The 24,800-nt window shown below is 60.3% G+C and carries 20 protein-coding genes and 1 pseudogene; 7 read left to right on the plus strand and 14 right to left on the minus strand.

The annotated features are described in order from the left end of the window. Window positions 1–35 precede the first annotated feature (35 nt). The 12 genes and pseudogenes from purD to gcbA form a co-directional block, all read right to left on the minus strand. Window positions 36–1,331 (minus strand): phosphoribosylamine--glycine ligase, encoded by a 1,296-nt coding sequence (gene purD / locus ACMXYH_RS04115; protein WP_129438839.1) that lies wholly within the window; start codon window positions 1,329–1,331, stop codon window positions 36–38. 153 nt (window positions 1,332–1,484) lie between these two features. Then, a complete protein-coding gene (purH, locus tag ACMXYH_RS04120; RefSeq protein WP_415766383.1) occupies window positions 1,485–3,092 on the minus strand; it encodes a bifunctional phosphoribosylaminoimidazolecarboxamide formyltransferase/IMP cyclohydrolase in 1,608 nt (535 codons plus the stop codon). Window positions 3,093–3,173: 81 nt separating this feature from the next. Next, window positions 3,174–3,494: a DNA-binding transcriptional regulator Fis gene (gene fis, locus ACMXYH_RS04125; RefSeq protein WP_007907419.1), complete on the minus strand. Its 321-nt coding sequence runs from the start codon at window positions 3,492–3,494 to the stop codon at window positions 3,174–3,176. Continuing rightward, window positions 3,491–4,501 (minus strand): tRNA dihydrouridine synthase DusB, encoded by a 1,011-nt coding sequence (dusB, locus tag ACMXYH_RS04130; RefSeq protein WP_008153758.1) that lies wholly within the window; start codon window positions 4,499–4,501, stop codon window positions 3,491–3,493. The genes fis and dusB overlap by 4 nt, the downstream gene beginning before the upstream one ends. Window positions 4,502–4,686: 185 nt before the next feature. Then, window positions 4,687–5,895, minus strand: a complete 1,209-nt coding sequence (locus tag ACMXYH_RS04135; RefSeq protein ID WP_415766384.1) for a DUF3426 domain-containing protein — start codon at window positions 5,893–5,895, stop codon at window positions 4,687–4,689. Between the two features lie 30 nt (window positions 5,896–5,925). Then, window positions 5,926–6,804, minus strand: coding sequence for a 50S ribosomal protein L11 methyltransferase (gene prmA, locus ACMXYH_RS04140; protein ID WP_129438833.1), 879 nt, complete (start codon window positions 6,802–6,804; stop codon window positions 5,926–5,928). Window positions 6,805–7,018: 214 nt separating this feature from the next. Beyond that, complete coding sequence (gene accC / locus ACMXYH_RS04145; RefSeq protein ID WP_008153754.1) at window positions 7,019–8,377, minus strand: acetyl-CoA carboxylase biotin carboxylase subunit; 1,359 nt, start codon at window positions 8,375–8,377, stop codon at window positions 7,019–7,021. Window positions 8,378–8,394: 17 nt separating this feature from the next. After that, window positions 8,395–8,856 (minus strand): acetyl-CoA carboxylase biotin carboxyl carrier protein, encoded by a 462-nt coding sequence (gene accB, locus ACMXYH_RS04150; RefSeq protein WP_008153753.1) that lies wholly within the window; start codon window positions 8,854–8,856, stop codon window positions 8,395–8,397. 46 nt (window positions 8,857–8,902) lie between these two features. Next, on the minus strand, window positions 8,903–9,355 hold the full coding sequence (gene aroQ, locus ACMXYH_RS04155) for a type II 3-dehydroquinate dehydratase (RefSeq protein WP_129438831.1): 453 nt from the start codon (window positions 9,353–9,355) through the stop codon (window positions 8,903–8,905). A gap of 131 nt (window positions 9,356–9,486) precedes the next feature. Continuing rightward, entirely contained in the window at window positions 9,487–11,226 is a 1,740-nt protein-coding gene (locus tag ACMXYH_RS04160) for a protein-disulfide reductase DsbD (RefSeq protein ID WP_415766385.1), read from the minus strand. Window positions 11,227–11,390: 164 nt separating this feature from the next. Continuing rightward, window positions 11,391–11,897: pseudogene (locus tag ACMXYH_RS04165) on the minus strand (methyl-accepting chemotaxis protein); the annotation flags it as partial. A gap of 1,492 nt (window positions 11,898–13,389) precedes the next feature. Next, window positions 13,390–15,060, minus strand: coding sequence for a diguanylate cyclase GcbA (gcbA, locus tag ACMXYH_RS04170; RefSeq protein ID WP_134419939.1), 1,671 nt, complete (start codon window positions 15,058–15,060; stop codon window positions 13,390–13,392). Between the two features lie 287 nt (window positions 15,061–15,347). Here gcbA and ACMXYH_RS04175 point away from each other — a divergent pair, with 287 nt between their 5' ends. The 7 genes from ACMXYH_RS04175 to ACMXYH_RS04205 all read left to right on the plus strand — a co-directional run bounded on the left by ACMXYH_RS04175 (window position 15,348) and on the right by ACMXYH_RS04205 (window position 22,984). Then, window positions 15,348–16,415: a DUF2333 family protein gene (locus ACMXYH_RS04175; protein WP_415766386.1), complete on the plus strand. Its 1,068-nt coding sequence runs from the start codon at window positions 15,348–15,350 to the stop codon at window positions 16,413–16,415. Between the two features lie 3 nt (window positions 16,416–16,418). Continuing rightward, window positions 16,419–16,976, plus strand: a complete 558-nt coding sequence (locus tag ACMXYH_RS04180) for an NUDIX hydrolase (protein WP_415766387.1) — start codon at window positions 16,419–16,421, stop codon at window positions 16,974–16,976. Between the two features lie 273 nt (window positions 16,977–17,249). Further along, the gene (locus tag ACMXYH_RS04185) at window positions 17,250–17,621 is read left to right on the plus strand and encodes a translation initiation factor Sui1 (protein WP_007907444.1); all 372 of its coding nucleotides are present in this window, start codon (window positions 17,250–17,252) and stop codon (window positions 17,619–17,621) included. Between the two features lie 214 nt (window positions 17,622–17,835). Continuing rightward, window positions 17,836–19,749, plus strand: a complete 1,914-nt coding sequence (gene speA, locus ACMXYH_RS04190) for an arginine decarboxylase (protein ID WP_008153741.1) — start codon at window positions 17,836–17,838, stop codon at window positions 19,747–19,749. 233 nt (window positions 19,750–19,982) lie between these two features. Further along, a complete protein-coding gene (locus ACMXYH_RS04195; protein ID WP_415766388.1) occupies window positions 19,983–21,311 on the plus strand; it encodes a contractile injection system protein, VgrG/Pvc8 family in 1,329 nt (442 codons plus the stop codon). Further along, window positions 21,308–22,090: a DUF4123 domain-containing protein gene (locus ACMXYH_RS04200; protein ID WP_415766389.1), complete on the plus strand. Its 783-nt coding sequence runs from the start codon at window positions 21,308–21,310 to the stop codon at window positions 22,088–22,090. Before ACMXYH_RS04195 ends, ACMXYH_RS04200 begins: the two co-directional genes overlap by 4 nt. Before the next feature lie 18 nt (window positions 22,091–22,108). Further along, complete coding sequence (locus tag ACMXYH_RS04205; protein ID WP_415766390.1) at window positions 22,109–22,984, plus strand: alpha/beta hydrolase; 876 nt, start codon at window positions 22,109–22,111, stop codon at window positions 22,982–22,984. Here ACMXYH_RS04205 and ACMXYH_RS04210 read toward each other — a convergent pair. After that, the gene (locus tag ACMXYH_RS04210; protein ID WP_415766391.1) at window positions 22,978–24,327 is read right to left on the minus strand and encodes an MATE family efflux transporter; all 1,350 of its coding nucleotides are present in this window, start codon (window positions 24,325–24,327) and stop codon (window positions 22,978–22,980) included. The genes ACMXYH_RS04205 and ACMXYH_RS04210 overlap by 7 nt on opposite strands. 160 nt (window positions 24,328–24,487) lie before the next feature. After that, entirely contained in the window at window positions 24,488–24,781 is a 294-nt protein-coding gene (locus ACMXYH_RS04215; RefSeq protein WP_109627794.1) for a hypothetical protein, read from the minus strand. Window positions 24,782–24,800: the final 19 nt, after the last annotated feature.

Genomic DNA, 24,800 nt, shown 5'->3' on the forward strand with positions numbered 1-24,800 from the left:
AGGGCCCGAAGCCCTTGCCTGGCCCAATGGCGCTCTTATTCCTGATTTTCGCCACGCTCGCGGGCAATGGCACGGTAGCCAATGTCCTTGCGATAGAAACAGCCTTCCCAGTCAATTTTGGCCGCCAGCTTGTAAGCCTGCTGCTGAGCGGCATCGACGCTGGCACCCATTGCTGTGGCGCAGAGTACCCGACCACCGGCTGTCACCACTTGACCGTCCTTGAGTGCAGTACCAGCGTGGAAGACTTTGCCTTCCAGTGCTGCAGCTGCATCGAGACCGTTGATGGCAACGCCTTTAGCGTAGTCACCAGGATAGCCGCCAGCCGCCAGCACGATGCCGACGCTCGGACGCGGATCCCATTGTGCTTCGACCTTGTCCAGGGCTTGCGCCAGCGCCGCTTCGACCAGCAACACCAGGCTCGACTGCAAACGCAGCATCACCGGTTGGGTCTCAGGGTCGCCGAAACGGCAGTTGAACTCGATAACTTTTGGGTTACCGGCTTTGTCGATCATCAGACCGGCGTACAGGAAACCGGTGTAGACGTTGCCTTCATCGGCCATGCCGCGCACGGTTGGCCAGATCACCAGGTCCATGACGCGCTTGTGCACTTCAGCGGTCACGACCGGGGCAGGGGAGTAAGCACCCATGCCGCCGGTGTTCGGACCGGTGTCGCCGTCGCCGACGCGTTTGTGGTCCTGGCTGGTGGCCATCGGCAATACGTTCTTGCCGTCGACCATGACGATGAAGCTGGCTTCTTCACCGTCCAGGAACTCTTCGATCACTACGCGCGAGCCTGCGTCGCCGAATGCGTTACCCGCGAGCATGTCGCGTACGGCGTCTTCGGCTTCGGTCAACGTCATGGCAACGATCACACCTTTACCGGCGGCCAGGCCATCGGCCTTGATCACGATCGGTGCGCCTTTTTCACGCAGATAAGCCAGGGCAGGCTCGATCTCGGTGAAGTTCTGGTAATCGGCGGTCGGGATCTTGTGGCGCGCCAGGAAATCCTTGGTGAAGGCTTTCGAACCTTCCAGCTGAGCAGCGCCAGCGGTCGGACCGAAGCAATCCAGGCCACGGGAGCGGAACAGATCGACGACACCAGCGACCAGCGGCACTTCCGGGCCGACGATGGTCAGGGAAACATTCTTCTCGGCGAAGTCTGCCAGCTGTTCAAGGGCCAGCACGTCGATAGCGACGTTCTCGCACTTGGCTTCAATGGCGGTGCCGGCGTTGCCCGGAGCCACGAAAACCTTTTGCACGCGCGGATCCTGAGCCACTTTCCAGGCCAGGGCGTGTTCACGGCCACCGCTGCCAATGATCAAAACATTCATTTCAAAAACCTCGGATGACGCTAATTCTTGATAGCACCGCAGGGTGCTCTTATGTGGGAGCGGGCTTGCTCGCGAAAGCGGTGTGTCAGTCACATCAATGCTGAATGTGCTGCCGTCTTCGCGAGCAAGCCCGCTCCCACAGGGATCGGTGTATCAGTGACGGAAGTGGCGCATGCCAGTAAAGACCATCGCGATGCCGGCCTCGTCTGCTGCAGCAATCACTTCGTTATCACGCATCGAGCCGCCTGGCTGGATCACCGCAGTGATACCGACCTTGGCCGCGTTGTCGATGCCGTCGCGGAACGGGAAGAATGCATCCGATGCCATGACCGCACCTTGTACCTGCAAACCAGCGTGTTCAGCCTTGATCGCAGCAATACGAGCGGAGTTCACGCGGCTCATCTGGCCAGCGCCGACACCGATGGTCTGACGGTTCTTGGCGTAGACGATGGCGTTGGACTTAACGTATTTGGCGACTTTCCAGGCGAAGATCAGGTCGTGGATCTCCTGCTCGGTCGGGGCGCGTTTGGTCACGACTTTCAGGTCGTCGGCGCCAATCATGCCGATGTCGCGGCTCTGCACCAGCAGGCCACCGTTGACGCGTTTGTAGTCCCACGCAGCAGCGCGATCAGCCGACCACTCGCCGCAGGCCAGCAGGCGCACGTTGGCTTTGGCCGCCACGATTGCGCGAGCTTCTTCGCTGACGGACGGGGCGATGATCACTTCGACGAACTGACGCTCGACGATGGCCTTGGCGGTTTCAGCATCCAGTTCGCGGTTGAAGGCGATGATGCCGCCGAACGCCGACTCGGTGTCGGTGGCGTAGGCCAGTTCGTAAGCCTGACGGATGCCACCTTCGGCGTCCGGGCTGACGGCCACGCCGCACGGGTTGGCGTGCTTGACGATCACGCAGGCCGGTTTGACGAAGCTCTTCACGCATTCCAGCGCGGCGTCGGTGTCGGCCACGTTGTTGTACGACAGCTCTTTGCCTTGCAGTTGGGTCGCGGTGGCAATACCAACTTCGGCAGGCTTGGCTTCAACGTAGAACGCCGCGCTCTGGTGCGGGTTCTCGCCGTAGCGCATTTCCTGAGCCTTGACGAACTGGCTGTTGAAAGTGCGCGGGAACTCGCTGCGACCTTCGGTGCTGAGGGTGTCAGCCGCCTGGTTCACGGTGCCCATGTAGTTGGCGATCATGCCGTCATAGGCGGCGGTGTGTTCGAAGGCCTTGAGCATCAGGTCGAAACGCTGAGCGTAGGTCAGGCCGCCGGCCTTGAGGCTTTCGAGGACGCTGGTGTAGTCGCTGGCATTCACCACGATGGCCACGTCTTTGTGGTTTTTTGCAGCCGAACGGACCATGGTCGGGCCGCCGATATCGATGTTCTCGATTGCGGTCGGCAGGTCGCAGCCTGGCTTGTTGATAGTCGCTTCGAACGGGTACAGGTTGACCGCTACCAGGTCGATCGGCTTGATGCCGTGCTCGTTCATGATGGCGTCGTCGATACCGCGACGACCGAGGATCCCACCGTGGATTTTCGGGTGCAGGGTTTTTACCCGACCGTCCATCATTTCTGCGAAACCGGTGTAATCCGCGACTTCCACTGCGGCAACACCGTTGTCGCGCAGCAGCTTGAACGTTCCGCCGGTGGAGAGGATCTCGACGCCCAGGGCTTCAAGCTCTTTGGCGAATTCGAGGATCCCGGTCTTGTCGGAAACGCTGATCAAGGCGCGGCGGATCGGCAGGCGGGTAGTCTGGTCGGTCATTTCAATTTCCATCAAAAGCAAAGGAGTCAGCAAAAAAGGCGACCGTTTTTACGCGGGCGCCTTTCTGGTTTGATTGAATGCTTACAGCAAATCGTACTGCTTGAGTTTCTTGCGCAGCGTGCCTCGGTTCAGCCCGAGCAGCTCGCTGGCCTTGGTCTGGTTGCCCTTGACGTAGTTCATCACGCACTCGAGCAGGGGAGCCTCGACTTCGGAGAGCACCAGGTTGTACACATCCGTGACGGCAGCGCCCTCAAGGTGGGCGAAATAATTGTGCAGCGCCTTCTCGACACTCCCGCGAAGGGTCTGACCTTCTTCGCTCGGCGTATTGAGGTGCTGTTTCAAATTCACGTTGTCGCTCACGGGTGTTGTTCCACTCACTAAAGTCTCGGTCATCATCGTCATGCGGCCACCTCGTCTCCGTCCCCTGTCAGGCTCTTGTAACGTTCGGCGAAGAAGCCCTGAACGTTGGCGCATTGTGCTTCCGTATCTTCCAAACGATTGAAGTGGGCGCGAAACTCCCTGGCGCCCGGCAAGGTTGCGAGATACCAGCCCACATGCTTTCGAGCAATGCGTACGCCCATGACGTCTCCATAGAAGACGTGCAGCGCAGCCAGATGCTCTAGCAGAATGCGTTCCACCTCGATCAGTTCCAGTGCCGGGAGTTTCTCGCCGGTACGCAGAAAGTGATCGATCTCACGAAAAATCCATGGCCGCCCCTGGGCGGCCCGGCCTACCAGCAGGCCATCGGCACCGGTCGCATCGAGCACGTACCGGGCCTTCTCTGGCGAATCGATATCGCCGTTGGCAAAGACCGGAATCGACACGGCCTGCTTGATCGCGGCGATGGTGTCGTACTCGGCTTCGCCGGTGTACAGATCGGCACGGGTGCGGCCATGGACCGCCAACGCCGTAATGCCTGCCTGCTCGGCGATCTTCGCCACGGTCAGGCCGTTCTTGTTGTCCCGGTCCCAGCCGGTGCGGATCTTCAGGGTGACCGGCACATCAACCGCAGCCACTACGGCCTGCAGGATCTCGGTCACCAGTGCTTCATCCTTCAACAGCGCGGACCCGGCGGCCTTGTTGCAGACCTTTTTCGCCGGACAGCCCATGTTGATATCAATAATCTGTGCGCCCAGTTCAACGTTGGCCCGGGCCGCATCCGCCAGCATCTGTGCATCACCACCGGCGATCTGTACCGAGCGGGGCTCGGGATCACCTTCGTGGATCATGCGCATCCGCGATTTGCGGGTGTTCCACAAGCTCATGTCGCTGGTGACCATTTCCGAGACTACAAGTCCTGCGCCCAGACGCTTGCACAGCTGACGAAAGGGTTGGTCTGTGACCCCCGCCATCGGGGCGAGAATCAAGCCGTTGTGCAATGTGTAAGGACCGATGCGTACCGCCGACATAGGACTTCCCTGTTGTGGGGTCGGATCATGAGAGTTCGAAAAAGGGTTGGCATGATACCCGCTCTCGATGACTGGATAAAGGCTGAATTGAACAAAATCTGAACAGTTATTCTGTTATCGCCAGCGGTTTGGTATGAGCGGTCAAAGTCAGAAATATGCCGTCAAAGCCGTAACACTGAACCGTTTCACTCGGGCGAATGGAAGCTCAGGCTGTAATTCACCGCTTTGGAGCCTGGATCGAGGATATCCAGTGCGATGTGGATCGGCGTCTGCGGAGGCATCTCCGCCATCCCTTCGAGATCGCCGTTGAGGTACTCGCCGGGTTTGAAGCGACGGCTGGCGATCAGGTGGCCGTTGAGGTCGGCAAACCGCAACTCCAGCAGCGGGAACGGCTGGGAGAAGGGCGCGCGGTTGTAGATGATCGCGTCGACCACCAGTGCACCGTTGAAGTCCGGGTGGCTGCGGACCACCAGGTTGCTGCTTTTGATTTTGGCGATGTCGACTTTGGATGGCACGGTGCAGCCGATTTGCGGGCACAGTTGCTGGAACCACGGACGGTACTGGTCCTGACGCGCCAGCTCCTCGAAATGGTAGGCGATGTACTGGCCGACGAGCGCGGCGGCGCCGAGCAGGATCAACAGCAGCCAGAAAAATCGGCGGCCCCAGGGTGAACGGCGTTTTTGCCAGTCCAGTTGCAGTGGGTCATCGGTCAGGTCTTGCAGAGCTTCAGCGCGGACAGCCGGCTCACGCTTTTTGCGCACAGGTTCGATCGAGGGCAGATCGTCGTCGATATCATCGGTCGCCGACAGGCGCTCGTGATGCATCGGTGCGTCGAGTGGGTCGTGCAGGCGCAGCTGTGGCGGCAGAGACTCGTCGTCCAGCTCCACCGGTTCCAGGGACAGCGAAGGTTCGGTGCGCGAATATTTGCTCGGATCGAGTTCCAGCTCTGGCAAGTCGGCTTCGGTGGTCTGCGCACGATCGGCAGCCGATTCGCTGAACAGGCTGTCGGGCCACGGCGCTTCTTCGTGCTCGACGGTATCCCGGCTGGCACTCAGGTTGTCTTCGCGCTGTCGGCCGAAATCCGTGGTCGGCTGGATCTCCCGTTGTTCGAGGCGAGCGAGCTCTTCGTCCAGGTCCAGGCTGTCCAGATCCAGCTCGGCGGCGGTCCATTGCTTTTGACTGATGGCTCGCGGCTCCGGCGGTTCGACGATGGCCGGGGCAGCCGGCGTGATCGCGTCCTTGCCGGCCCGTTGCTCAAGTAGCTGCTTGGCGGCGTTGAACACCTGCAAACACGAGCCGCAACGAACCACTCCGCGGGCCACGCTCAATTGAGCATGGCTGACACGGAAGCTGGTTTGGCAATGCGGGCACTGGGTGACGAAGCTGTCGGTCATGCGGCGATCCGGTTTATGCAGGCGCTCATTCTAGCGCCGACGGCCAGTGATGCGCACCCAGCCATCGCGATTGGCGATCGGGTCCAGATCGAAGTCCTGGGCGTAGGCTTTGGCGACGTCTTCACCTTGCTCGGCGAGGATGCCCGACAGCGCCAGACGACCACCGGATTTGACCAGGCTGGACAATTGCGGCGCCAGGGAAACCAGCGGGCCAGCAAGAATGTTGGCCACCAGCACGTCGGCCTGAACCTGCGGCAGATCTTCCGGCAGATACAGTGGGAAGAGTGCTTCGGCAATGTTGTTGCGCCCGGCATTGTCGCGAGAAGCTTCCAGGGCTTGCACGTCGATATCGGTACCGACGGCTTCCTTGGCACCCAGCAACAGGGCGGCAATCGCCAGAATCCCCGAGCCGCAGCCGAAGTCCAGCACGTTGCAGTCTTTCAGGTCCTGACCGTCGAGCCATTCCAGGCACAGCGCGGTGGTCGGGTGAGTGCCGGTGCCGAACGCCAAGCCCGGATCCAGCAGCAAATTCACCGCGTCAGGCTCTGGCGCAGCGTGCCAGCTTGGAACGATCCACAGGCGCTGGCCGAAACGCATCGGCTGGAAACCGTCCATCCAACTGCGTTCCCAATCCTGGTCTTCGATGACTTCGCTGTGATGTTCGGGCAGCGGACTGCCGGTCAGCAACTCAAGGTGGGCCAGCACGGTGGCGGCTTCGGTGCCACCTTCGAACAGGGCCAGCAGGTGCGTGTGCGACCACAGCGGCGTGGTGTTGAGTTCCGGCTCGAAGATCGGCTGATCTTCGGCGTCCATGAACGTCACCGATACGGCGCCCACTTCAAGGAAAGCGTCTTCGAAGGTTTCGGCTTGTTCTGGGCTGATGGCGAGACGGACTTGCAGCCAAGGCATGGCGGGCACCTTTGAAAAATATTGATTGCAGCCTAGCGGGCTGCGAGAAGCGCGCAAGTTTACGCGAGCGCGGAGGGTTTGTGGGAGTGGCTTGGCCTGCATCCACTGCACGGCTCCTGATTCACACCGCTCCCACAGGGGATGTGTGCTGCTTGATGAAATGTCCAGAAACAACAAAGCCGCCCGAAGGCGGCTTTGTTGATTGGGTCGAAGCTTAGTGCTTTTCGCCAGCCAGCTTGTGTTCCAGGTAGTGGATGTTGATTCCACCTTTGCAGAAGCCTTCATCACGGACCAGGTCGCGGTGCAGCGGGATGTTGGTCTTGATCCCGTCGACAACGATTTCGTCCAGCGCATTGCGCATGCGCGCCAACGCTTCGTCACGGGTTGCGCCGTAGGTGATCAGCTTGCCGATCAACGAATCGTAGTTCGGCGGAACGGCATAGCCACTGTACAGGTGCGAATCGACGCGAACGCCGTTGCCGCCTGGTGCGTGGAAATGCTTGACCGTACCTGGGCTCGGCATGAAGGTTTTCGGGTCTTCGGCGTTGATTCGGCATTCCAGTGCATGACCGCGGATAACCACGTCTTCCTGGGTGTACGACAGCTTGTTGCCAGCGGCGATGCTGAGCATCTCCTTGACGATGTCGATGCCGGTGACCATTTCCGATACCGGGTGCTCAACCTGAACGCGGGTGTTCATTTCGATGAAATAGAACGCGCCGTTCTCGTACAGGAACTCGAAAGTGCCCGCGCCACGGTAGTTGATGTCGATGCAAGCCTTGACGCAGCGTGCGAGGACTTCTGCGCGTGCTTTCTCGTCGATGCCCGGTGCCGGCGCTTCTTCGAGCACCTTCTGGTGACGACGTTGCAGCGAGCAATCGCGGTCGCCCAGATGGATGGCGTGGCCCTGGCCGTCGGAAAGTACCTGAACTTCCACGTGGCGTGGGTTGGTCAGGAATTTTTCCAGATAGACCATCGGGTTGCCGAACGCCGCGCCTGCTTCGGTGCGGGTCAGTTTGGCGAAGGAGATCAGGTCTTCTTCTTTATGCACAACGCGCATGCCGCGACCACCGCCGCCGCCAGCGGCTTTGATGATCACTGGGTAACCGACCTCGCGACCGATGCGCAGAGCGGTTTCTTCGTCCTCAGGCAGTGGGCCGTCGGAACCCGGAACGGTTGGAACGCCCGCAGCGATCATGGCGTGCTTGGCCGATACCTTGTCGCCCATCAGGCGAATGGTGTCGGCTTTCGGGCCAATGAACGCGAAGCCGGAGTTCTCGACCTGTTCAGCGAAATCAGCGTTTTCCGCAAGGAAACCGTAGCCTGGGTGAATGGCGGTAGCGCCGGTCACTTCAGCCGCGGCGATGATTGCCGGGATGTGCAGGTAAGAATGCGCGGCCGAGGCCGGGCCGATGCAGACGGATTCGTCTGCCAGACCCAGGTGCATCAGCTCTTTGTCGGCCTTGGAGTAAACGGCGACAGTCTTGATGCCCATCTCTTTGCAGGCACGCAGGATCCGCAGGGCGATCTCACCGCGGTTGGCGATCAGAACTTTTTCCAACTTCGCAGTCATCAAAGTCTCTCCGCGGTTCAAACGATGGTGAACAGCGGTTGGTCGTACTCAACCGGCTGGCCGTCTTCGACGAGGATAGATTCGATCACACCGCTGCTTTCAGCTTCGATGTGGTTCATCATCTTCATGGCTTCGACGATGCACAGGGTGTCGCCTTTCTTCACGGTCTGGCCGACTTCAACGAAGGATGGCGAGGATGGCGAAGATTTGCGATAGAAGGTGCCGACCATAGGCGAACGGGCAACGTTACCGTTCAGAACTGGCGCGGCCGGAGCAGCAGGTGCGGCGGCAGCAACCGGGGCAGCAGCAACAGGCGCAGGCGCCGGAGCATGCATTGGAGCCGGTGCGTAGTACTGCTGAGCCGGGGTCTTGCTGTGACGGCTGATGCGTACGGACTCTTCGCCTTCCTTGATCTCGAGTTCGTCGATGCCGGACTCTTCCAGCAGTTCGATCAGTTTCTTAACTTTACGGATATCCATGAATCATCAACTCCCAAGGGTCGGTCAGGGGCGTTACGCTTGTTGTTCAAGCCGTTGCCTGTCTTTCAAGCAGCTCTAGTGCGGCCTCCAGGGCCAGTCGATAACCGCTGGCGCCAAGGCCGCAGATCACTCCCACCGCTACGTCGGAGAAGTAAGAGTGATGGCGGAAAGGTTCGCGTTTGTGCACGTTAGACAAATGCACTTCGATGAATGGGATGCTCACCGCCAGCAGCGCGTCACGTAATGCGACACTTGTGTGCGTAAAAGCTGCTGGGTTGATCAGAATGAAGTCCACACCTTCGCTGCGGGCAGCGTGGATGCGGTCGATCAATTCGTACTCGGCGTTGCTTTGCAGGTGCAGCAAATGGTGGCCGGCTTCACGGGCACGGCGTTCCAGGTCCTGGTTGATCTGCGCCAGTGTCGTGGCGCCGTAGGTGCCCGGTTCACGGGTGCCGAGCATGTTCAGGTTGGGTCCGTGCAGAACCAGTAGCGTCGCCATCTGCTGTTCCTTGTTATCTGTGTGCAATTGTCAGAACCCGGCGACTATGCCGCAAAGCCTTTGTGACTGTCCAGTTCTATGCAATAGCCAGCACGATGGCCGATGTTTGCGCGAAATATGTGACCGGGTTATTAAATCCGGTCATTTGCTTTCGCAACACGTTCGGCGAAGTCGGTGGCGTTGATCTCGCCGATCACTCGCACATCGGCGTGTTCGACGCCGTCTTTGCCGAAAAACATCAGCGCTGGCGGGCCGAACAGTTTGTAGCGGTCAAGCAAGGCGCGTTGCTCGGCGTTGCTGGCGGTGATGTCGAAGCGGATCAGTCGATAGCCTTTGAGAAGTTCGACGACCCTGGCGTCGTTGAGCACCTTATGTTCGATGACTTTGCAACTGATGCACCAGTCGGCGTACCAGTCGAGCAGCAGCGGGGTGCCCGATGATTTGGCTTCGGCGAGGACGCGGTCCAGGTCTGCCGGGGTGCTGACGGTTTGCCAGGCGCTGGTGTTTTGCGGTTGCTCATTGCCGGCAACCGTGCGCGGCTGGCCAATTGGATTGAGTGGATCGGTCTGGCCGCTGAACGCTCCATACCAACACGCCAGCGCATAAAACAGCAGGAACATTCCCAGCAACTGGCCCAGGCGTTTTCTCGGCGGTTTGTAGACGAACTCCAGCGCACCCATGAACAACCCGACGCCACCGGCCAGCAAGCCGATCAGCAGCAACGTGATCTGGCCCGGCAGTACTCGACTGAGCAGACCGATCGCCAGCCCCAGCAATAAAACGCCAATCGCGTTTTTCACATAGATCAGCCAGGGTCCGCTTCTCGGCAGCCAAGCGGCGCCACCAGTGGCAACCAGCAACAGCGGTGCACCCATGCCAAGGCCGAGCATGAACAATTTCAGACCACCGCCCAATGCATCGCCGCTGGCGCTGATGTACAGCAGCGCGCCGGCCAGCGGCGCCGAGACGCAGGGCGACACCAACAGGCTGGAAACCACGCCCAGCACGGCGGCGCCCCACAACGAACCACCCTCGGTGCGACCGGCGATCCGATCCAGCCGACTGCTGATAGCGTGAGGCAGCTTGAGTTCGAAGACGCCAAACATCGCCAAGGCAAACAGTGCAAAAAACATCGCGAACGGCACCAGCACCCACGCCGATTGCAGCCGCGCCTGAAGATTGAGTTGTGCGCCGAACATCCCCATCAACGCCCCGAGCAGGGCGAAGCAGGCGGCCATTGGCAGCACGTAGGCCAGCGACAAATTGAAGCCGCGCAAACCACCCACCTGACCGCGCAACACCACGCCGGACAGGATCGGCAGCATCGGCAGCACACACGGGGTGAACGTCAGGCCTATGCCTGCGAGGAAGAACAGCGCCAATTCGCGCCAGCTCCAGGCCGGAGTCGTGCCTGCGCTGCCATCAATACTCAGGCGCTCGGTCTCGGGTGGATAGCACAAGCCTTTGTCGGCGCAACCCTGATACGTAACCACCAGGGTGAAGGCGCGTTGATCGGTGCGCGGCAGTTCGACTTCGAGAATGCCGTGGTAGACCTCGACATCGCCGAAATACTCATCGTGCTTCTGTTCGCCCTTGGGCAGTTGCGCGGCGCCCAGGCCTGCATCGGCCGGGTCGGCACGAAACTGAAAGCGATGGCGATAGAGGTAGTAACCCTCGGTAGCGACGAAACGCAGCTTGATCGATTGCGGTGTGCTTTCTACCAGGCTCAGCTGAAAGGCTTCGCGCACCGGCAGGAAGTCGGCGCTGTTGTTGATCGAGCCCAACGTTGAACTGGGCCGACTGTCCAGCAACCCGGCGGCGGTGGCCGGCAGGGCGAGCACTAAAAACAACAGGCAGAGCAAACGGCGCATGACAATCTCGCGTATCGAAAGTGAGGGCATGATAGCGGACAGTCGGCGGGCGTGCAGGGCCGGGAATTCTGTGGTGATTGTTCTGGCGCTATCGCGAGCAAGCTCGCTCCCACAGGGGAACGCATTCCAAATGTGGGAGCGAGCTTGCTCGCGAAGGCGATCTTTCAGACGCGGAAGGCTTGGACGGCTGTATGCAGTCGTCCACCCAGCACCAACAAATGTTCCCCTTGCTCACGCCCCTGACCAATGCGCAGCAAGTTATCCCCACCCAATTGGTGGATCCGCTCACTGTGATCACGGATCTCGCTGACGGCGCCGCTCTGCTGGGCGGTGACATCGGCGATGCGCACGGCGGTGTCGGAAATGGTCTGGATCGCGCCGACGATTTTATCCAGCGCTCCGTCGGCGGCCTGGGCCTGATTGGCAGTGGCTTCGGCGTGTTCGACCTGGGCGCGCATGCCTTCCACCGATTGTCGCGCGGCTGTTTGCAACCCTGCGATCAGGGTCTGGATCTCTGCTGTGGCGCCAGCGGTGCGTTGTGCCAGTGAACGAACTTCTTCGGCCACCACCGCAAACCCTCGACCCATTTCCCCGGCTCGGGCCGCTTCGATGGCGGCGTTCAGGGCCAGCAGATTGGTCTGGTCGGCAATCGAACGGATGACCGTCAGCACGCCGCCAATGGTTGCCGACTCCTCGGCCAGGTGTTCGATCATTTGCGCGTTGCCTTGCACTTCGCCGACCAGCGCGTGCAGCCCGGTGAGGCTCAAACCGATGACTTTCTGGCCGTGCTCCACCGCCAGCCCGGCATGGCGGCTGGCGTCGGCCGCCTGGCTGGCATCGCCGGCAACCTGTTGAATGGTCGCTTCCAGTTCGCCGAGAGAATCGCGGATCAGCGCCGTGTCACCGGCCTGATGTTCGGCGCCGCTGTGCAGGTCATTGCTCAACTCGGCCAGGGTTCGGCTGCTACCGGCGACCTGCTCGGCGTTGAGGCGAATGGTCCCTACCAGGTCGACCAGATAGGCGCGCAAGCGATTGAGCGACGCTTCAATGTCGTGCAGTTCACGATTGGTTTTACCCAGTTGAATGTCCTGGCTGAAGTCGCCTTCAGCCCAGGTCGAAAGGGCCGGGGCGAGGTTGGTCAGCGTCCGGGCCAGTTTCCGTTGCAAGGTGTCGATCAGCAAAGCAATCAGCAGAATCAGGCCAATCATCACCCCTTGCATCAGCCGCACTTCGCCCTGGATCTGTCCGTGCTGGGCGCGAACCACCGGCTCCAGTCCGGCGATGGCCTGTTGCACGGCTGCGATTTTCAGGTGAGTGGCGGCGCTGAGGTCGGTGCGTTTCTGGATCTGGTCACGTGTGCGCGCCAGTTCGGCCGGGTAGCGAGTGAGGAGGCTGTTCAGTTCACGCTTGAGGCCGACGCCCGCATCTTCGGCAACGGCCTTTTCGGTGTTCTCCAGGCCCATCATCGCGGCGAAATCATCGGTGCCGGATTCGCTGCTGCTGGCTACACCGAGCAGCGGCAAGGCGCCCAGCAACTCAGCCTGAGTGCGAATGTTGGCGACTTCACGCTCGACATCGGCGGCCAATTCGCTGCGCCCGCTGCTGACCAGTTTGTCCCGGGCCAGAGACAACTTGCCCAAGTGCTGTGAGGCGGCGAGCAACGGCGTCAGATACGCCGCGTTAGCGCTGGCGTATTGGCTGAGCTGATCGAGGCTGGCGCCGAGTTCGCGTTCGGCCTGAAGCAGCAGCGCTTGTGGATCGCCCGCGAGTTTGCCGGCGGCCAACAAGTCGGTTTTGCTGAATTCTTCGAGGTTCGACAGGCTCGGGCGCAAGGTGTCGGCTAACGCTGGCGGCAACTCGTCGAGGTCCTTTTGCAGGCTGTCGATGGATTGGCTGGCGCTGCTCAGGCGCAGGGCATCGCCGCTGGCGAGGTAGTCCTCGATGTTGCGCGCGACTTCATTTTGAAATTGCTGGGACAAGCCCAGGTAACGCTCCATCAATAAATACGGGCGCTCCAGGGCTTTTTGCGACCACCACAGTGTGGCGCCAAGGGCCACGCACACGGCGACTAAAAGGAGGGTATTGAGATTGGTCAGCAGCTTCAGGCGCATCGCGGGTCTACCAGCGGCAGAATGGTAAGCGCCTGAATTTATTGCGTTTGTGTTACAGGGTTATGACCGAATGGGTCGATTCCGATGAAAAGGTGGCACTTTGCTTTGACGTCCGCGCAGCCTGCACGCGGTTGCGTCCGGCGTCCTTCGCGCGGTACAGCGCTTCGTCTGCCTGGCTGGCCATCATCAGGCTGTCGGAGTTTTCACACAGTTCCACCACCCCGGCGCTAAACGTGCACCAGAGGTCCTGCGGTTGAGCCGGGTAGTGAATCTCGGCAAAGCGTCGACGGATTTCGTCGAGCACTTTGTGGGCCGATTCGAGATCGGTGTCCGGCATGACGATGGCGAATTCTTCACCGCCGTAACGGCCGATGAAATCAGTTTTGCGCAAGCGTTGCTTGAGAAACAGCGCCAGGCTCTTGATCACCCGATCGCCCATGGGGTGGCCGTGGCTGTCGTTGACCCGTTTGAAGTGGTCGATGTCGAGCATCGCAAAGCTCAGCGGCTTGTTCTCGCGACGGGCGCGGAACGAACAGTCTTCGAGCAATTGCAGAATGTGGGTGTGGTTGTACAAGCCGGTCAGGCTGTCGCGCACCATCCGCGCCTTGAGATTGCGCGCCCGCGCCGCGCGGTTGCGCACGGTGGTGATCAGGTGTCGGGGCTTGATCGGTTTGGTCAGGAAGTCGTCGCCGCCTTCGCTCATGGCGTCGAGCTGCTTGTCCAGATCGTCTTCGGCTGACAGGTAAATGATCGGCACGCTGACGTAACGGTCGTTGTGGCGGATCACTTTGGCCAGTTCAGTACCGGTGCAGGCCGGCATGTACATGTCGAGGATGATCAGGTCTGGCTGGAAATCCGCGAGCTCGGCCATGGCCTGGATCGGCTCGATCAAGGTCCGCGTGACGATCCCGGCGCTGTTGAGCAGGCGCTCGGTGTGCAGGGCCTGGGCGCGGGAATCGTCGATGATCAGCACTTTATAAGGTTCGTACTGGGCGACGCAGGTCAGGACTTCGATTTTCTCCAGCAGGTTCGAGGCTTCGAGGGTGCCGGTCAGGAATTCCTGGCCACCGGCACGCACGGCGGCGAGGCGGGTCGGGGTGTCGGTTTCGTGCAGGCTGAAGAACAACAGCGGCAATTGATGATCAAGGCCTTCCTGGGCTTCGGCAGCCAGTTTCAGGCCGATGCCGGCTCCACTGAAGTCCACGTCCATGACGATCGCCGCAGGCAAGCGCTCGACCATCGAAGAGCGGAACGCCGCAACGCTGTCGAGGGCTTGCGCGCTGAGCCCAAAAAATTCCAGCTGCTTGGCCAGACGCTCGGCGCGGTCGTAATCCTGCAGCATCACGTAGACCGGCTTGCGCAGCGGCGGCAGGAAGGTTTGTTCGAGTTGGTCGCCGTGGCGCAGACCGGTGCGCGACAGGCGCTGCATCAAACGATTGAGGTCAGTGATCAGTCCGCTGCTCAGGCGTCCGCGATTGGCGTCGACCGCCTCCAGCGACTGACCGATGTGGCGTGCCAGTTGGGTGTGTTCAGGTTGATCGAAGCGTTCGGCGAAACGCAGCAGGCGCAGGTTGGCCTCGCTCAGTTCCGATAAGTCGGTGGTGGACCACTCGCTGCGTTGCAGGCGCTGCCATATCTCAAGAATTTGACGTGCCTGATGAATTACCCGCTGGGCAAAGTGGTGCTTGAGGCGCTCACGGCTGGGGTCTTCTGGCTCGGTCATATCCTGACTACTAGTTAGGGTGCATGCTGAGATCGACTGGTGGCTCTATGCTAGCACCTCTTTTCCATCGCATGAGTGTCGTACATCAATTAACTGTAAAGCGACCTTATTCAGTTTCTGACCGACTGGTCGCATAGGCTCAGCGCTGTGCTTCACTTATAGTGGCCGTCGATCGTGGCCATTGTGCGGGTAGGTGTTTGCGCAGGATTTAATGCGCGGCAAACGAGGCACGATGAGATAGGGTTGTGGTCGAACCGATGAACTCAAGTGATTGAAAGGATATCGCCATGCTGGACTGGAAGAACCGCGCGGGCAGCACCCCTGAACGTGCCGCTGAACCGAAATCGGCCACCCGCAGTTACTTGGGTGGCCTGTTGTTCAGCCGGGCGCTGGCCACTTTGATTGCCATTTACTTGTTGGTGGCTATTGCGCTGGGCTGGTACTGGAGCCAGGAACCTGCGCTGTTCCCGGTTCAGAAGAATGCCCAGATGGCCGCCGAGAAAGAAGGCAAGCAAATGGTCATCGGCTACACCACGGTCGAAACCCTCAAGACCGTCGCCGGTACTTTGCTGAGCAAACCGGGTGGTTATATTTCCAACGACCGTTTCCCGCCGGGCCTGTGGATGGACAACACGCCGAGCTGGGAATATGGCGTGCTGGTCCAGGTCCGCGACCTGAGTCGTGCCATGCGTAAAGACTTCGCCCGTTCGCAGTCGCAGTCCACCGAAGATGCTGACCTGGCCAAGGCCGAGCCGCGCTTCAACTTCGACAACAAGAGCTGGGTGCTGCCCTCCAGTGAGTCCGAATACCAGGAAGGCATCAACTCCCTGAGCCGTTATCAGGCGCGGCTGTCCGACCCGAGTCAGAAAAGCGCGCTGTTCTATGCTCGCGCCGACAACCTGAACAACTGGCTGGGCGATGTCGGTACTCGTTTGGGCTCGCTGTCGCAACGGCTGTCGGCCAGCGTAGGCCGGGTCAAGCTCAACACCGCGCTGAAAACCGAAGTCCTGGCTCCGGGTCAGGTGCCGCAGGTCGACGAAGAGATCGTCGAGACCCCGTGGATGCAAATCGATAACGTGTTCTATGAAGCTCGCGGTCAGGCCTGGGCCTTGTCTCACTTGCTGCGCGCCATCGAAGTCGACTTCGCCGATGTTCTGGCCAAGAAGAACGCCACGGTCAGCGTGCGTCAGATCATTCGTGAACTGGAAGCCTCGCAGGAACCGGTCTGGAGTCCTATGATCCTTAATGGCAGCGGCTTCGGGGTGCTGGCCAACCATTCGCTGGTCATGGCCAACTACATCTCCCGGGCCAACGCCGCAGTGATCGATTTGCGTCAATTGCTCAATCAGGGCTAAGTCATGGTCGATAGCGCCAGAGAGGTCGCGCACCGCGCGGCCTCGGATGCCGAACAGATCGCCTGGGTCGACGAGCAGGACAACCTGCTCGGCGCCCTGGTCCGCTCCGACCTGCGTGAACGCGGGCTGATCGGGCGCGGCACTTACATCATGCTGTTCAATTGCGCCGGTGAACTCTGCGTGCATCGACGCACGCTGAGCAAAGCCATTTATCCAGGTTTCTGGGATGTGGCGGCGGGGGGGATGGTGCTCGCTAGCGAAACCTACGCCGAATCGGCTGCCCGCGAGCTGGAGGAAGAGCTGGGCGTGAGCGGTGTGGAACTGACTGCCCATGATCACTTTTTCTTCGAAGACACCGGTAATCGGCTCTGGTGTTCGGCGTTTTCGGCGGTGTGGGACGGTCCATTGATCCTGCAACCCGAAGAAGTCCTTGAAGCGCGCTTCATCCCCGTCGACCAGGTCCTGCTGGAAATCCAGCAAAAGCCTTATTGCCCGGACTCTCTGGCCGCGTTGAAGCGGTATCTTCGGGCCCGTGGGTCGGACATCGCAAAAGAGGCATAAATTGGCGCCGATTGGCTCTTAGCAAGTCGGCTTTTTGCCGTTACACTGCGCGACCTTGTAGGAGCTGTCGAGTGCAACGAGGCTGCGATCTTTTGATTTTACCGTTGAATCAAAATCAAAAGATCGCAGCCTCGTTGCACTCGACAGCTCCTACACGCATACACAGAGTTGTACCGTTTCAGTAGCGCTGCCCCTGCCTGAGTGGGGCTTCGCGGTCGATGGCACTTGCCCAAGTTGCCGCGACCAGTCTTTGTCCTCCCAAGAGGATTGCCGGTGGCCAAAAAAGCCGCATCCTTCGCCGCCCTTGGTGGCCTGGTATTTTCCACCGACGCAGGTCGTCATTGCCCGGATTGCAGTCAACCGGTGGATGCCTGCATCTGCAAACAGACCGTTATCCCGGCCGGCGACGGCATCGCTCGCGTGCGTCGCGAAAGCAAGGGCCGTGGCGGCAAGACGGTGACCACCATCACCGGCGTGCCGTTGGCCGAAGACGCACTCAAGGACCTGGCGACCACGTTGAAGAAACGTTGCGGGACCGGTGGTGCATTGAAAGACGGAATCATTGAAATCCAGGGCGATCATGTCGAGCTACTCTTGGCCGAGCTGATCAAACACGGTTTCAAAGCGAAGAAGTCCGGCGGCTAGCAGCCTCTGTGAAAACCACCCTCGGCTTGATCCAGTCCTGACAGCAGGTCTGGCGTCGTCTACATGGTTTTCACAGAGCCTGTTCTGACCGGTTTCTAAACTCACTGCGGTCAGCGAGGTCTATCCCCTCGTTGACGAACCGTCATTTTCATTCTTTAGACTGCGCCGGCCTGAACCCAGGCGACGCTCTATGACTTCTTTATAGGGGACTTCAATGTCCGTACGACGCACACGCAAAGACGATGGCAGCCAATGGACAGTTGCGGACAGCCGCAGTGTTTACGGGATTCGCCATTGGGGGGCCGGGTACTTCGCGATCAATGACGCCGGTCGCGTCGAAGTTCGTCCGAACGGTCCGACCAGTTCGCCTATCGACCTGTTCGAGCAAGTCGACCAGCTGCGTAAAAGCGGCCTGTCCTTGCCGTTGCTGGTGCGTTTCCCTGACATTCTGCAAGACCGCGTGCGTCAGCTGACCGGCGCCTTCGACGCCAACATCGAGCGCCTGGAATACCAGAGCAAGTACACCGCGCTGTACCCGATCAAGGTGAACCAGCAAGAAGCGGTGATCGAGAACATCATCGCGACCCAAGACGTGTCCATTGGTCTTGAAGCCGGCTCCAAGCCTGAGCTGCTGGCCGTGCTGGCCCTGGCGCCGAAGGGCGGCACCATCGTCTGCAACGGTTACAAGGATCGCGAATTCATTCGTCTGGCGCTGATGGGCCAGAAGCTCGGCCACAACGTGTTCATCGTGATCGAGAAAGAATCCGAAGTCGGGTTGGTGATCGAAGAAGCCGCCTCGCTGAAGGTCAAGCCACAGGTAGGCCTGCGCGTGCGTCTGTCATCCCTGGCGTCGAGCAAATGGGCTGACACCGGTGGCGAGAAATCCAAGTTCGGTCTGTCGGCGGCGCAACTGCTGTCGGTGGTCGAGCGTTTCCGCGCGGCTGGCCTGGATCAGGGCATTCGCCTGCTGCACTTCCACATGGGCTCGCAGATCGCCAACCTGGCGGACTACCAGCACGGCTTCAAGGAAGCGATTCGTTACTACGGCGAACTGCGCAACCTTGGCCTGCCGGTGGATCACATCGATGTCGGCGGCGGTTTGGGCGTGGACTACGACGGTACGCACTCGCGTAACGCCAGCTCGATCAACTACGACATGGACGATTACGCCGGTGTCGTGGTCGGGATGCTCAAGGAATTCTGCGACGCGCAGAACCTGCCGCACCCGAACATCTTCTCCGAAAGCGGCCGTTCCCTGACCGCTCACCACGCGATGCTGGTGGTGCAAGTGACCGACGTCGAGAAACACAACGACGACGTGCCGCAGATCGACAACAAGGAAGAACTGCCGGAAACCGTGCAGTGGCTGGTTGACCTGCTGGGCCCGACCGACATCGAGATGGTCACCGAAACCTACTGGCGCGCCACTCACTACATGAGCGACATCGCCACCCAGTACGCCGATGGCAAGTTGACCCTGGCCGAGAAAGCCCTGGCCGAGCAATGCTATTTCGCGGTATGCCGTCGCCTGCACAACTCGCTGAAGGCTCGTCAGCGTTCGCACCGTCAGGTGCTCGACGAACTCAACGACAAGCTGGCCGACAAGTACATCTGCAACTTCTCGGTATTCCAGAGCCTGCCGGACACCTGGGCCATCGGCCAGGTCCTGCCGATCCTGCCGCTGCACCGTCTCGACGAAGAGCCGCTGCGCCGTGCCGTACTGCAAGATCTGACTTGCGACTCCGACGGCAAGATCAAGCAATACGTCGACGAGCAGAGCATCGAAACCAGCCTGCCGGTTCACGGTTTGAACGACGGTGAAGACTACCTGCTGGGTATCTTCCTGGTCGGCGCCTACCAGGAAATCCTCGGCGACATGCACAACCTGTTCGGTGACACCGACTCGGTGAACATCTACCAGAACGCTGACGGCAGCGTGTACCACGCAGGTATCGAAACCCACGACACCATCGAAGACATGCTGCGCTACGTGCACTTGTCGCCGGAAGAGTTGATGACCCACTACCGCGACAAATGCGCCAGTGCCCGCATCACCGCCGCCGAGCGTACCCAGTTCCTCGACGCGCTGCGTCTTGGTCTGACCCGTTCCTCTTACCTGTCTTCTTGAGGTAAGGCACCGCTCCCATCAAGTTGTCTGAAAATGTTCCGCACGTAGCGGAAATTTCAGATGACTTGGTGGGATGCCTCTCTGATTTCAAGCGAAATGACTTACATTCTTGGCCATCCAAGCGATGTGGTCTTCTTTTCGCGTAGGTCATTTCCTAAGTTGTACTTCGGCACTCTACTCGGCCAACTCTCTCGGAGAGAATCCCCGGCCGCCCCTCCTGTAGAGAATCGCCGATGTTCGATCCAGTCAACGAGCCGTCATTTCGTCTGGATGTAGAGGGTCTGCCCGACCCCTTTGAGGTCTTGGCGTTTACCGGTAGTGAAGCCATCAGCGAGCCTTTTGTGTTCGACATGGATCTGCTGATCGATGACCCGACACTCGACCTTGCAAGCCTGCTGTACCGTCCGGCCTTTCTGCATGTCGGGCCCGCGGGAAACGGCTTTCACGGACAATTGCATGAACTCGTCCAGCGTGATCATGACCCGGCTGTCAGGCTCTGCCGCGTACGTCTGGGGCCGAAGCTGGCGTGCCTTTCCCTGCGCTTTAGCCAGCGAATTTTCAGCGCGCGCTCGGTGCCGCAAATCCTCAGTCAGGTGCTCAAGGAGCACGGTATTGCCGGCAAGAGTCGGCGCTTTGAGCTGAGTGGCGATTACCCGCCCCGTGATTTCTGTACGCAGTACCGAGAATCAGACCTGCAATTTATCCAGCGTCTATGTGCCCAGGAACGGCTTCACTACCATTTCGAACACGGCGAGCGCGGGCATTGCGTGGTTTTCGGTGATGGTCAGGGGCACTTTCGATTCGGTGAGAGCGCGGTCTTCAATGTAAATAGTGAGCAATCGGCCGTGCGTCAGTTCAAGCTTCTGGGGTGCGCTGGGCAACGAACCGCGCCGATTGCCGAAGGTCGGACGGACTTGACGGCGCTGCGCAGCGGTCAGTTGATGTCGGTGTCCGGCCATCCGATTGCCGACTGGAATCATCTCTGGCTGCTGACCCATGTGGAGCATCAGGGCAGCCAGGATTTAACGGCGTCCTACAGCAACCAGATCCGCGCGATTCACGGGGAGGTGCCATTTGTGTCACCTCATTCTGCTGTGAAACCCAGAATGCACAGCCTGCAACGGGCCTGGGTGGTCGACATTGATGAGTCACGCCCCGATCCGTCCAGACCGGTTGCCGTGCAATTTGACTGGCTCTATCAGGGCGAGGGTGCGGCGCCCAGCCACTGTTGGCTGCCGTTGGCCGCTGTACTGGGCGACGCGGCAGTCACGCAGTTGAGTGAGGGGGCTGAGGTGGTGGTGAGCTTTATCGAGGGGGATCCGGATCAGCCGCTGATTACCGGGTTTCTTCACGCCCCTTCGTCCGTTGAAGGCGCTGAGGAGGTCGGCGCACCGCGCACATCCGCGACAGATGACGTCGAGGGCTTGCTGGAGTTTCTGCAATCGAGCGAGCCATTGATGTTGCTATGTCTGCTGCCCGGTGGCGGCAGTTTCAGCCATTGCACGCAGGCCCTCTGCACCTGCCGGGCAGCGATGCAGTTTGGCCAGAGCGGTGCGGCATGATCGCCGCGACCCCGCAATGGCTATTGCTGGATGTACCGGGTGCGCCACAGGCGGGGGCGATGCTGCAACAGAAGTTTGCGCATGCCCAGTGGTTCTGGTTGTTCGAAGGTACTGAGTGGCATGCGTTGCGTGAACACGGCCCGGCCCTGATCTACCTTCGGACATGCCCTGCGCTGGTCGGGTTATGTGACAGCGAAGTGCCCCTCTGGCGAGGCTTGCTGATGGCCAGCGAGGTGTCGTCGCCTCTGTTGCTGGAGCATTTGCGCCGCATGCTCACGGTCACGTTCGGTCTGCATCACCGAGCTTTGTTGAGTTACTACAACCCGCAAACGGCCAGTTACTTGTTCGATGCCTGCGATGCGCAGGAGCTGAGTCGCTGGCTGGGTCCTTTCAGCCAATTGCGCTGGTTCGGCGGGACGTGGGCGGACCGCGCGATCGGCAGTCAGGGCTGGCAGCAGTTGGTCAATCCGGGGCTTGCCGTCAGCCCTTTGGCAGTTGAAGAAAACCTCAGTCCTCGTCAGCAGGAAAAACTGCAAACCTGCCTGCTGGAGCAACATGCCTGGCACTGGAGTCGATCTACAGGGACTGACTACAACACGCTGTGGTCCCTCGTGCAGGAAGGGCTGGCGCTGGATTTTACCGAGCGCCCGGTACTCGATGACTGGTTATGGCTACGCTTGCAGTACCCCGGCGCTTTGCCTGGGCACGCATTGCCGGGACTCACCCAGCAGGAGCGTCTCGATAGCCTGCGCAACCTGTGGCAGAACGATCAACCCTGAACACGAGGTTCAACATCGATGGCGAGCACCACGCGGCGCTTGTTCAGCCTGATAGTCGGCGGCGTATTGCTGGCCGTGATGACGGCGTGCTCGCCGCTGAAGTTGCTCAATGCGCTGACCCCTGACACAACCTACGACAAGACCGAGGGCATTGCCTACGGTCCTGACCCGCGGCAAAAACTCGATGTGTATGCACCGCGCCATCCCATGGAAAACGCCCCGGTGGTGGTGTTTTTCTACGGCGGCAGCTGGAACAGCGGTTCACGCAGCGATTACGCTTTTGTCGGCGAGGCCTTGGCGTCCCGGGGAATTATTGCGGTGCTGGCGGACTATCGGTTGTATCCGCAGGTGCGTTATCCGCTGTTCCTTGAAGATGGCGCCCGGGCCGTGGCCTGGACCCATGAGCACATTCGTCAATATTCCGGGAGCCCACAGCGGTTGTATCTGATGGGCCACAGTTCCGGGGCCTACAACGTCGCGATGCTGGCGCTGGACCCCGGGTTACTGGGGGCGGTGGGCCTGTCGCCGCACAACCTCAGCGGCTGGATCGGCCTGGCCGGGCCTTATGATTTTCTGCCGATCAAGAATCCGCAGGTGCGCCCGGTGTTTTTCTGGCCGGATTCACCACCCCGGTCGCAGCCGATCAACCATGTCAGTCGTGGCGCGCCGCCGGCCTTGTTGATCGCTGCGAGCGATGATGAGCTGGTCAACCCGGCCCGCAACACCGGTGGTCTTGCACGCAAACTGCGCGAGGCGGGCGTGCCGGTGCAGGACCTGTATTTCTCGCGCACCAGCCACGCCACGCTGGTGGCGACGCTGTCCCGGCCGATGCGCGGTTTGGCTCCGGTGCTGGATGTGGTCACGGCCTTCGTCAAAGCCACGCCGACTCAGTGAGCTTTGCCTGCGAACCAGCCGTCGTTTTTGTGCAGATACCAGGCGAACGTGCCGAGGGTCAGGCTGCGCAGCAACATGAACAATAGAAAGGTTATCCACAGTCCATGGTTGCCCAAACCTTGCAGCGCCCAAGCGAACGGCAGCAACAAAACCACCGTCAGCAGCATGCCGTTGCGCATTTCCCGGGCACGGGTGGCGCCGATAAACAACCCGTCGAGCAGGTAACTCCCGACCGCAATCAGCGGCAGCGCGGCGAGGTAGGGCAGGTAGATGAACGCCGTGTCGCGCACGCTCTGAATGTTGGTCTGCATCTCGATAAACAAATGCCCGGCGAACAGGAACAGCACGGCAAAGCCCAGACTCGCCAGCAACGACCAGCCGCAAGCCACCACCAATGAGCGGCGCAGGGCCTCTCGATCGCGAGCACCAATGGCATGCCCACAAAGGGCCTCCACCGCGTGGGCCAGGCCGTCCAGCGCATGGGCGGTCAGCAGCAAACCATTGAGCAGCAGCGCGTTGGCGGCGACGGTGGCATCACCCAGCCGCGCGCCTTGTACGGTGATCAGAAAAAACACCGATTGCAGCGCCAGGCTGCGGATGAAAATGTCGCGGTTGACCGCCAATAGCGGCCGCCAGCTCTGCCACAACGCCAGCGCGGCCCAGGCGATGTGACCGGGATAGGCGCGCAGGGCGTTGCGGGTCATCAGCAGGCCGATCAGCGCGCCGGTCCATTCGGCGATCACCGACGCTCGGGCCGCGCCGACCACACCCCATTCCAGCCCGAGAACGAACCACAGGTTCAGCGCGATGTTCACAAGGTTAGTGCTCAGCAGAATGGCCAGCGGCGCCCGGGCGTTTTGAGTGCCGAGGAACCAGCCGACCAGCGCATAACTGGCCAGTGCTGCCGGCAAACCGAACAGGCGTGTGTGGAAAAACTCGCGGGTCAGCTGATCCAGCTCCGCCGACGGCTGCATGAAATGCAGCGCAACCCCGCTCAACGGTACACCCAGTGCTCCCAGGACAATGGCCAGGCCCATGGCCAGCAACAGACCCTGTAGCAAGATCTGCCGCAATGCCGCGCCGTCCCCACGCCCGGCGGCCTGTGCTGCGAACCCCGTGGTGCCCATGCGCAGAAAACCCATGGCCCACGCGAGAAAGGTATACAGGCTGGCCCCGACCGCGACGGCGCCCAACTGATGGGCGTGGGGCAAGTGGCCGATGACGGTGCTGTCGACCAGCGCCACCAGCGGTACGGAAATGTTCGAGAGAATCATCGGCGCGGCGAGCGCCCAGACTCGACGATGGGTAGGGCGGTCGCGCCAGTCGGCGATCAGGTTGGACATGCAGGCTCCTTGGGGGAGCGGCATTGTAGCGACACATTAGGAAACGCCGCGATCCAATGTGGGAGCGAGCTTGCTCGCGATAGCGGTGTGTCAGTCAAGGTAATGCCGGATGTGCCGACGCCATCGCGAGCAAGCTCGCTCCCACAGGGGATTGTGGATGTTAGTGGATTATCCAGCTCAACAACCACAACCCCAGCAGCAACCAGATAATCCCCATGATGATCGACGCATTCATGAACGCCCGAATTGCCGACCACAACAGCATCAACCCCAAAATCAGCGCAATGATGCTGATGATCGACGTGTCCATGCCCAGCGCACGGGACAGCCCTTCGACAAAGTTGCTGCCGGCGTGGCTCAACAGATTGAACAAGCCACTGAGGCCGTCAACGATGAAACGGATAACCGAACCAAGTGCCTGGCCGAGCCATTCGAAAAAACTTTCTACCTGCATGTCGTGAGCGTCCTTGATG

It is taken from the genome of Pseudomonas frigoris, assembly GCF_047758635.1.
In the GTDB taxonomy this organism is placed as follows: Bacteria; Pseudomonadota; Gammaproteobacteria; order Pseudomonadales; family Pseudomonadaceae; genus Aquipseudomonas; species Aquipseudomonas frigoris.

Coding starts and splice junctions, on each gene's coding strand:
- aroQ (WP_129438831.1), bottom strand. CDS start 9,355: ATGGCGACGCTACTGGTTCTGCACGGACCCAACCTGAACATGCTCGGC.
- prmA (WP_129438833.1), bottom strand. CDS start 6,804: ATGCCTTGGCTGCAAGTCCGTCTCGCCATCAGCCCAGAACAAGCCGAA.
- purH (WP_415766383.1), bottom strand. CDS start 3,092: ATGACCGACCAGACTACCCGCCTGCCGATCCGCCGCGCCTTGATCAGC.
- purD (WP_129438839.1), bottom strand. CDS start 1,331: ATGAATGTTTTGATCATTGGCAGCGGTGGCCGTGAACACGCCCTGGCC.
- accB (WP_008153753.1), bottom strand. CDS start 8,856: ATGGATATCCGTAAAGTTAAGAAACTGATCGAACTGCTGGAAGAGTCC.
- ACMXYH_RS04135 (WP_415766384.1), bottom strand. CDS start 5,895: ATGACCGACAGCTTCGTCACCCAGTGCCCGCATTGCCAAACCAGCTTC.
- ACMXYH_RS04175 (WP_415766386.1), top strand. CDS start 15,348: ATGCTGGACTGGAAGAACCGCGCGGGCAGCACCCCTGAACGTGCCGCT.
- ACMXYH_RS04205 (WP_415766390.1), top strand. CDS start 22,109: ATGGCGAGCACCACGCGGCGCTTGTTCAGCCTGATAGTCGGCGGCGTA.
- speA (WP_008153741.1), top strand. CDS start 17,836: ATGTCCGTACGACGCACACGCAAAGACGATGGCAGCCAATGGACAGTT.
- ACMXYH_RS04200 (WP_415766389.1), top strand. CDS start 21,308: ATGATCGCCGCGACCCCGCAATGGCTATTGCTGGATGTACCGGGTGCG.
- accC (WP_008153754.1), bottom strand. CDS start 8,377: ATGACTGCGAAGTTGGAAAAAGTTCTGATCGCCAACCGCGGTGAGATC.
- dusB (WP_008153758.1), bottom strand. CDS start 4,501: ATGTCGGCGGTACGCATCGGTCCTTACACATTGCACAACGGCTTGATT.
- gcbA (WP_134419939.1), bottom strand. CDS start 15,060: ATGACCGAGCCAGAAGACCCCAGCCGTGAGCGCCTCAAGCACCACTTT.
- fis (WP_007907419.1), bottom strand. CDS start 3,494: ATGACGATGATGACCGAGACTTTAGTGAGTGGAACAACACCCGTGAGC.
- ACMXYH_RS04215 (WP_109627794.1), bottom strand. CDS start 24,781: ATGCAGGTAGAAAGTTTTTTCGAATGGCTCGGCCAGGCACTTGGTTCG.
- ACMXYH_RS04160 (WP_415766385.1), bottom strand. CDS start 11,226: ATGCGCCGTTTGCTCTGCCTGTTGTTTTTAGTGCTCGCCCTGCCGGCC.
- ACMXYH_RS04180 (WP_415766387.1), top strand. CDS start 16,419: ATGGTCGATAGCGCCAGAGAGGTCGCGCACCGCGCGGCCTCGGATGCC.
- ACMXYH_RS04210 (WP_415766391.1), bottom strand. CDS start 24,327: ATGTCCAACCTGATCGCCGACTGGCGCGACCGCCCTACCCATCGTCGA.
- ACMXYH_RS04195 (WP_415766388.1), top strand. CDS start 19,983: ATGTTCGATCCAGTCAACGAGCCGTCATTTCGTCTGGATGTAGAGGGT.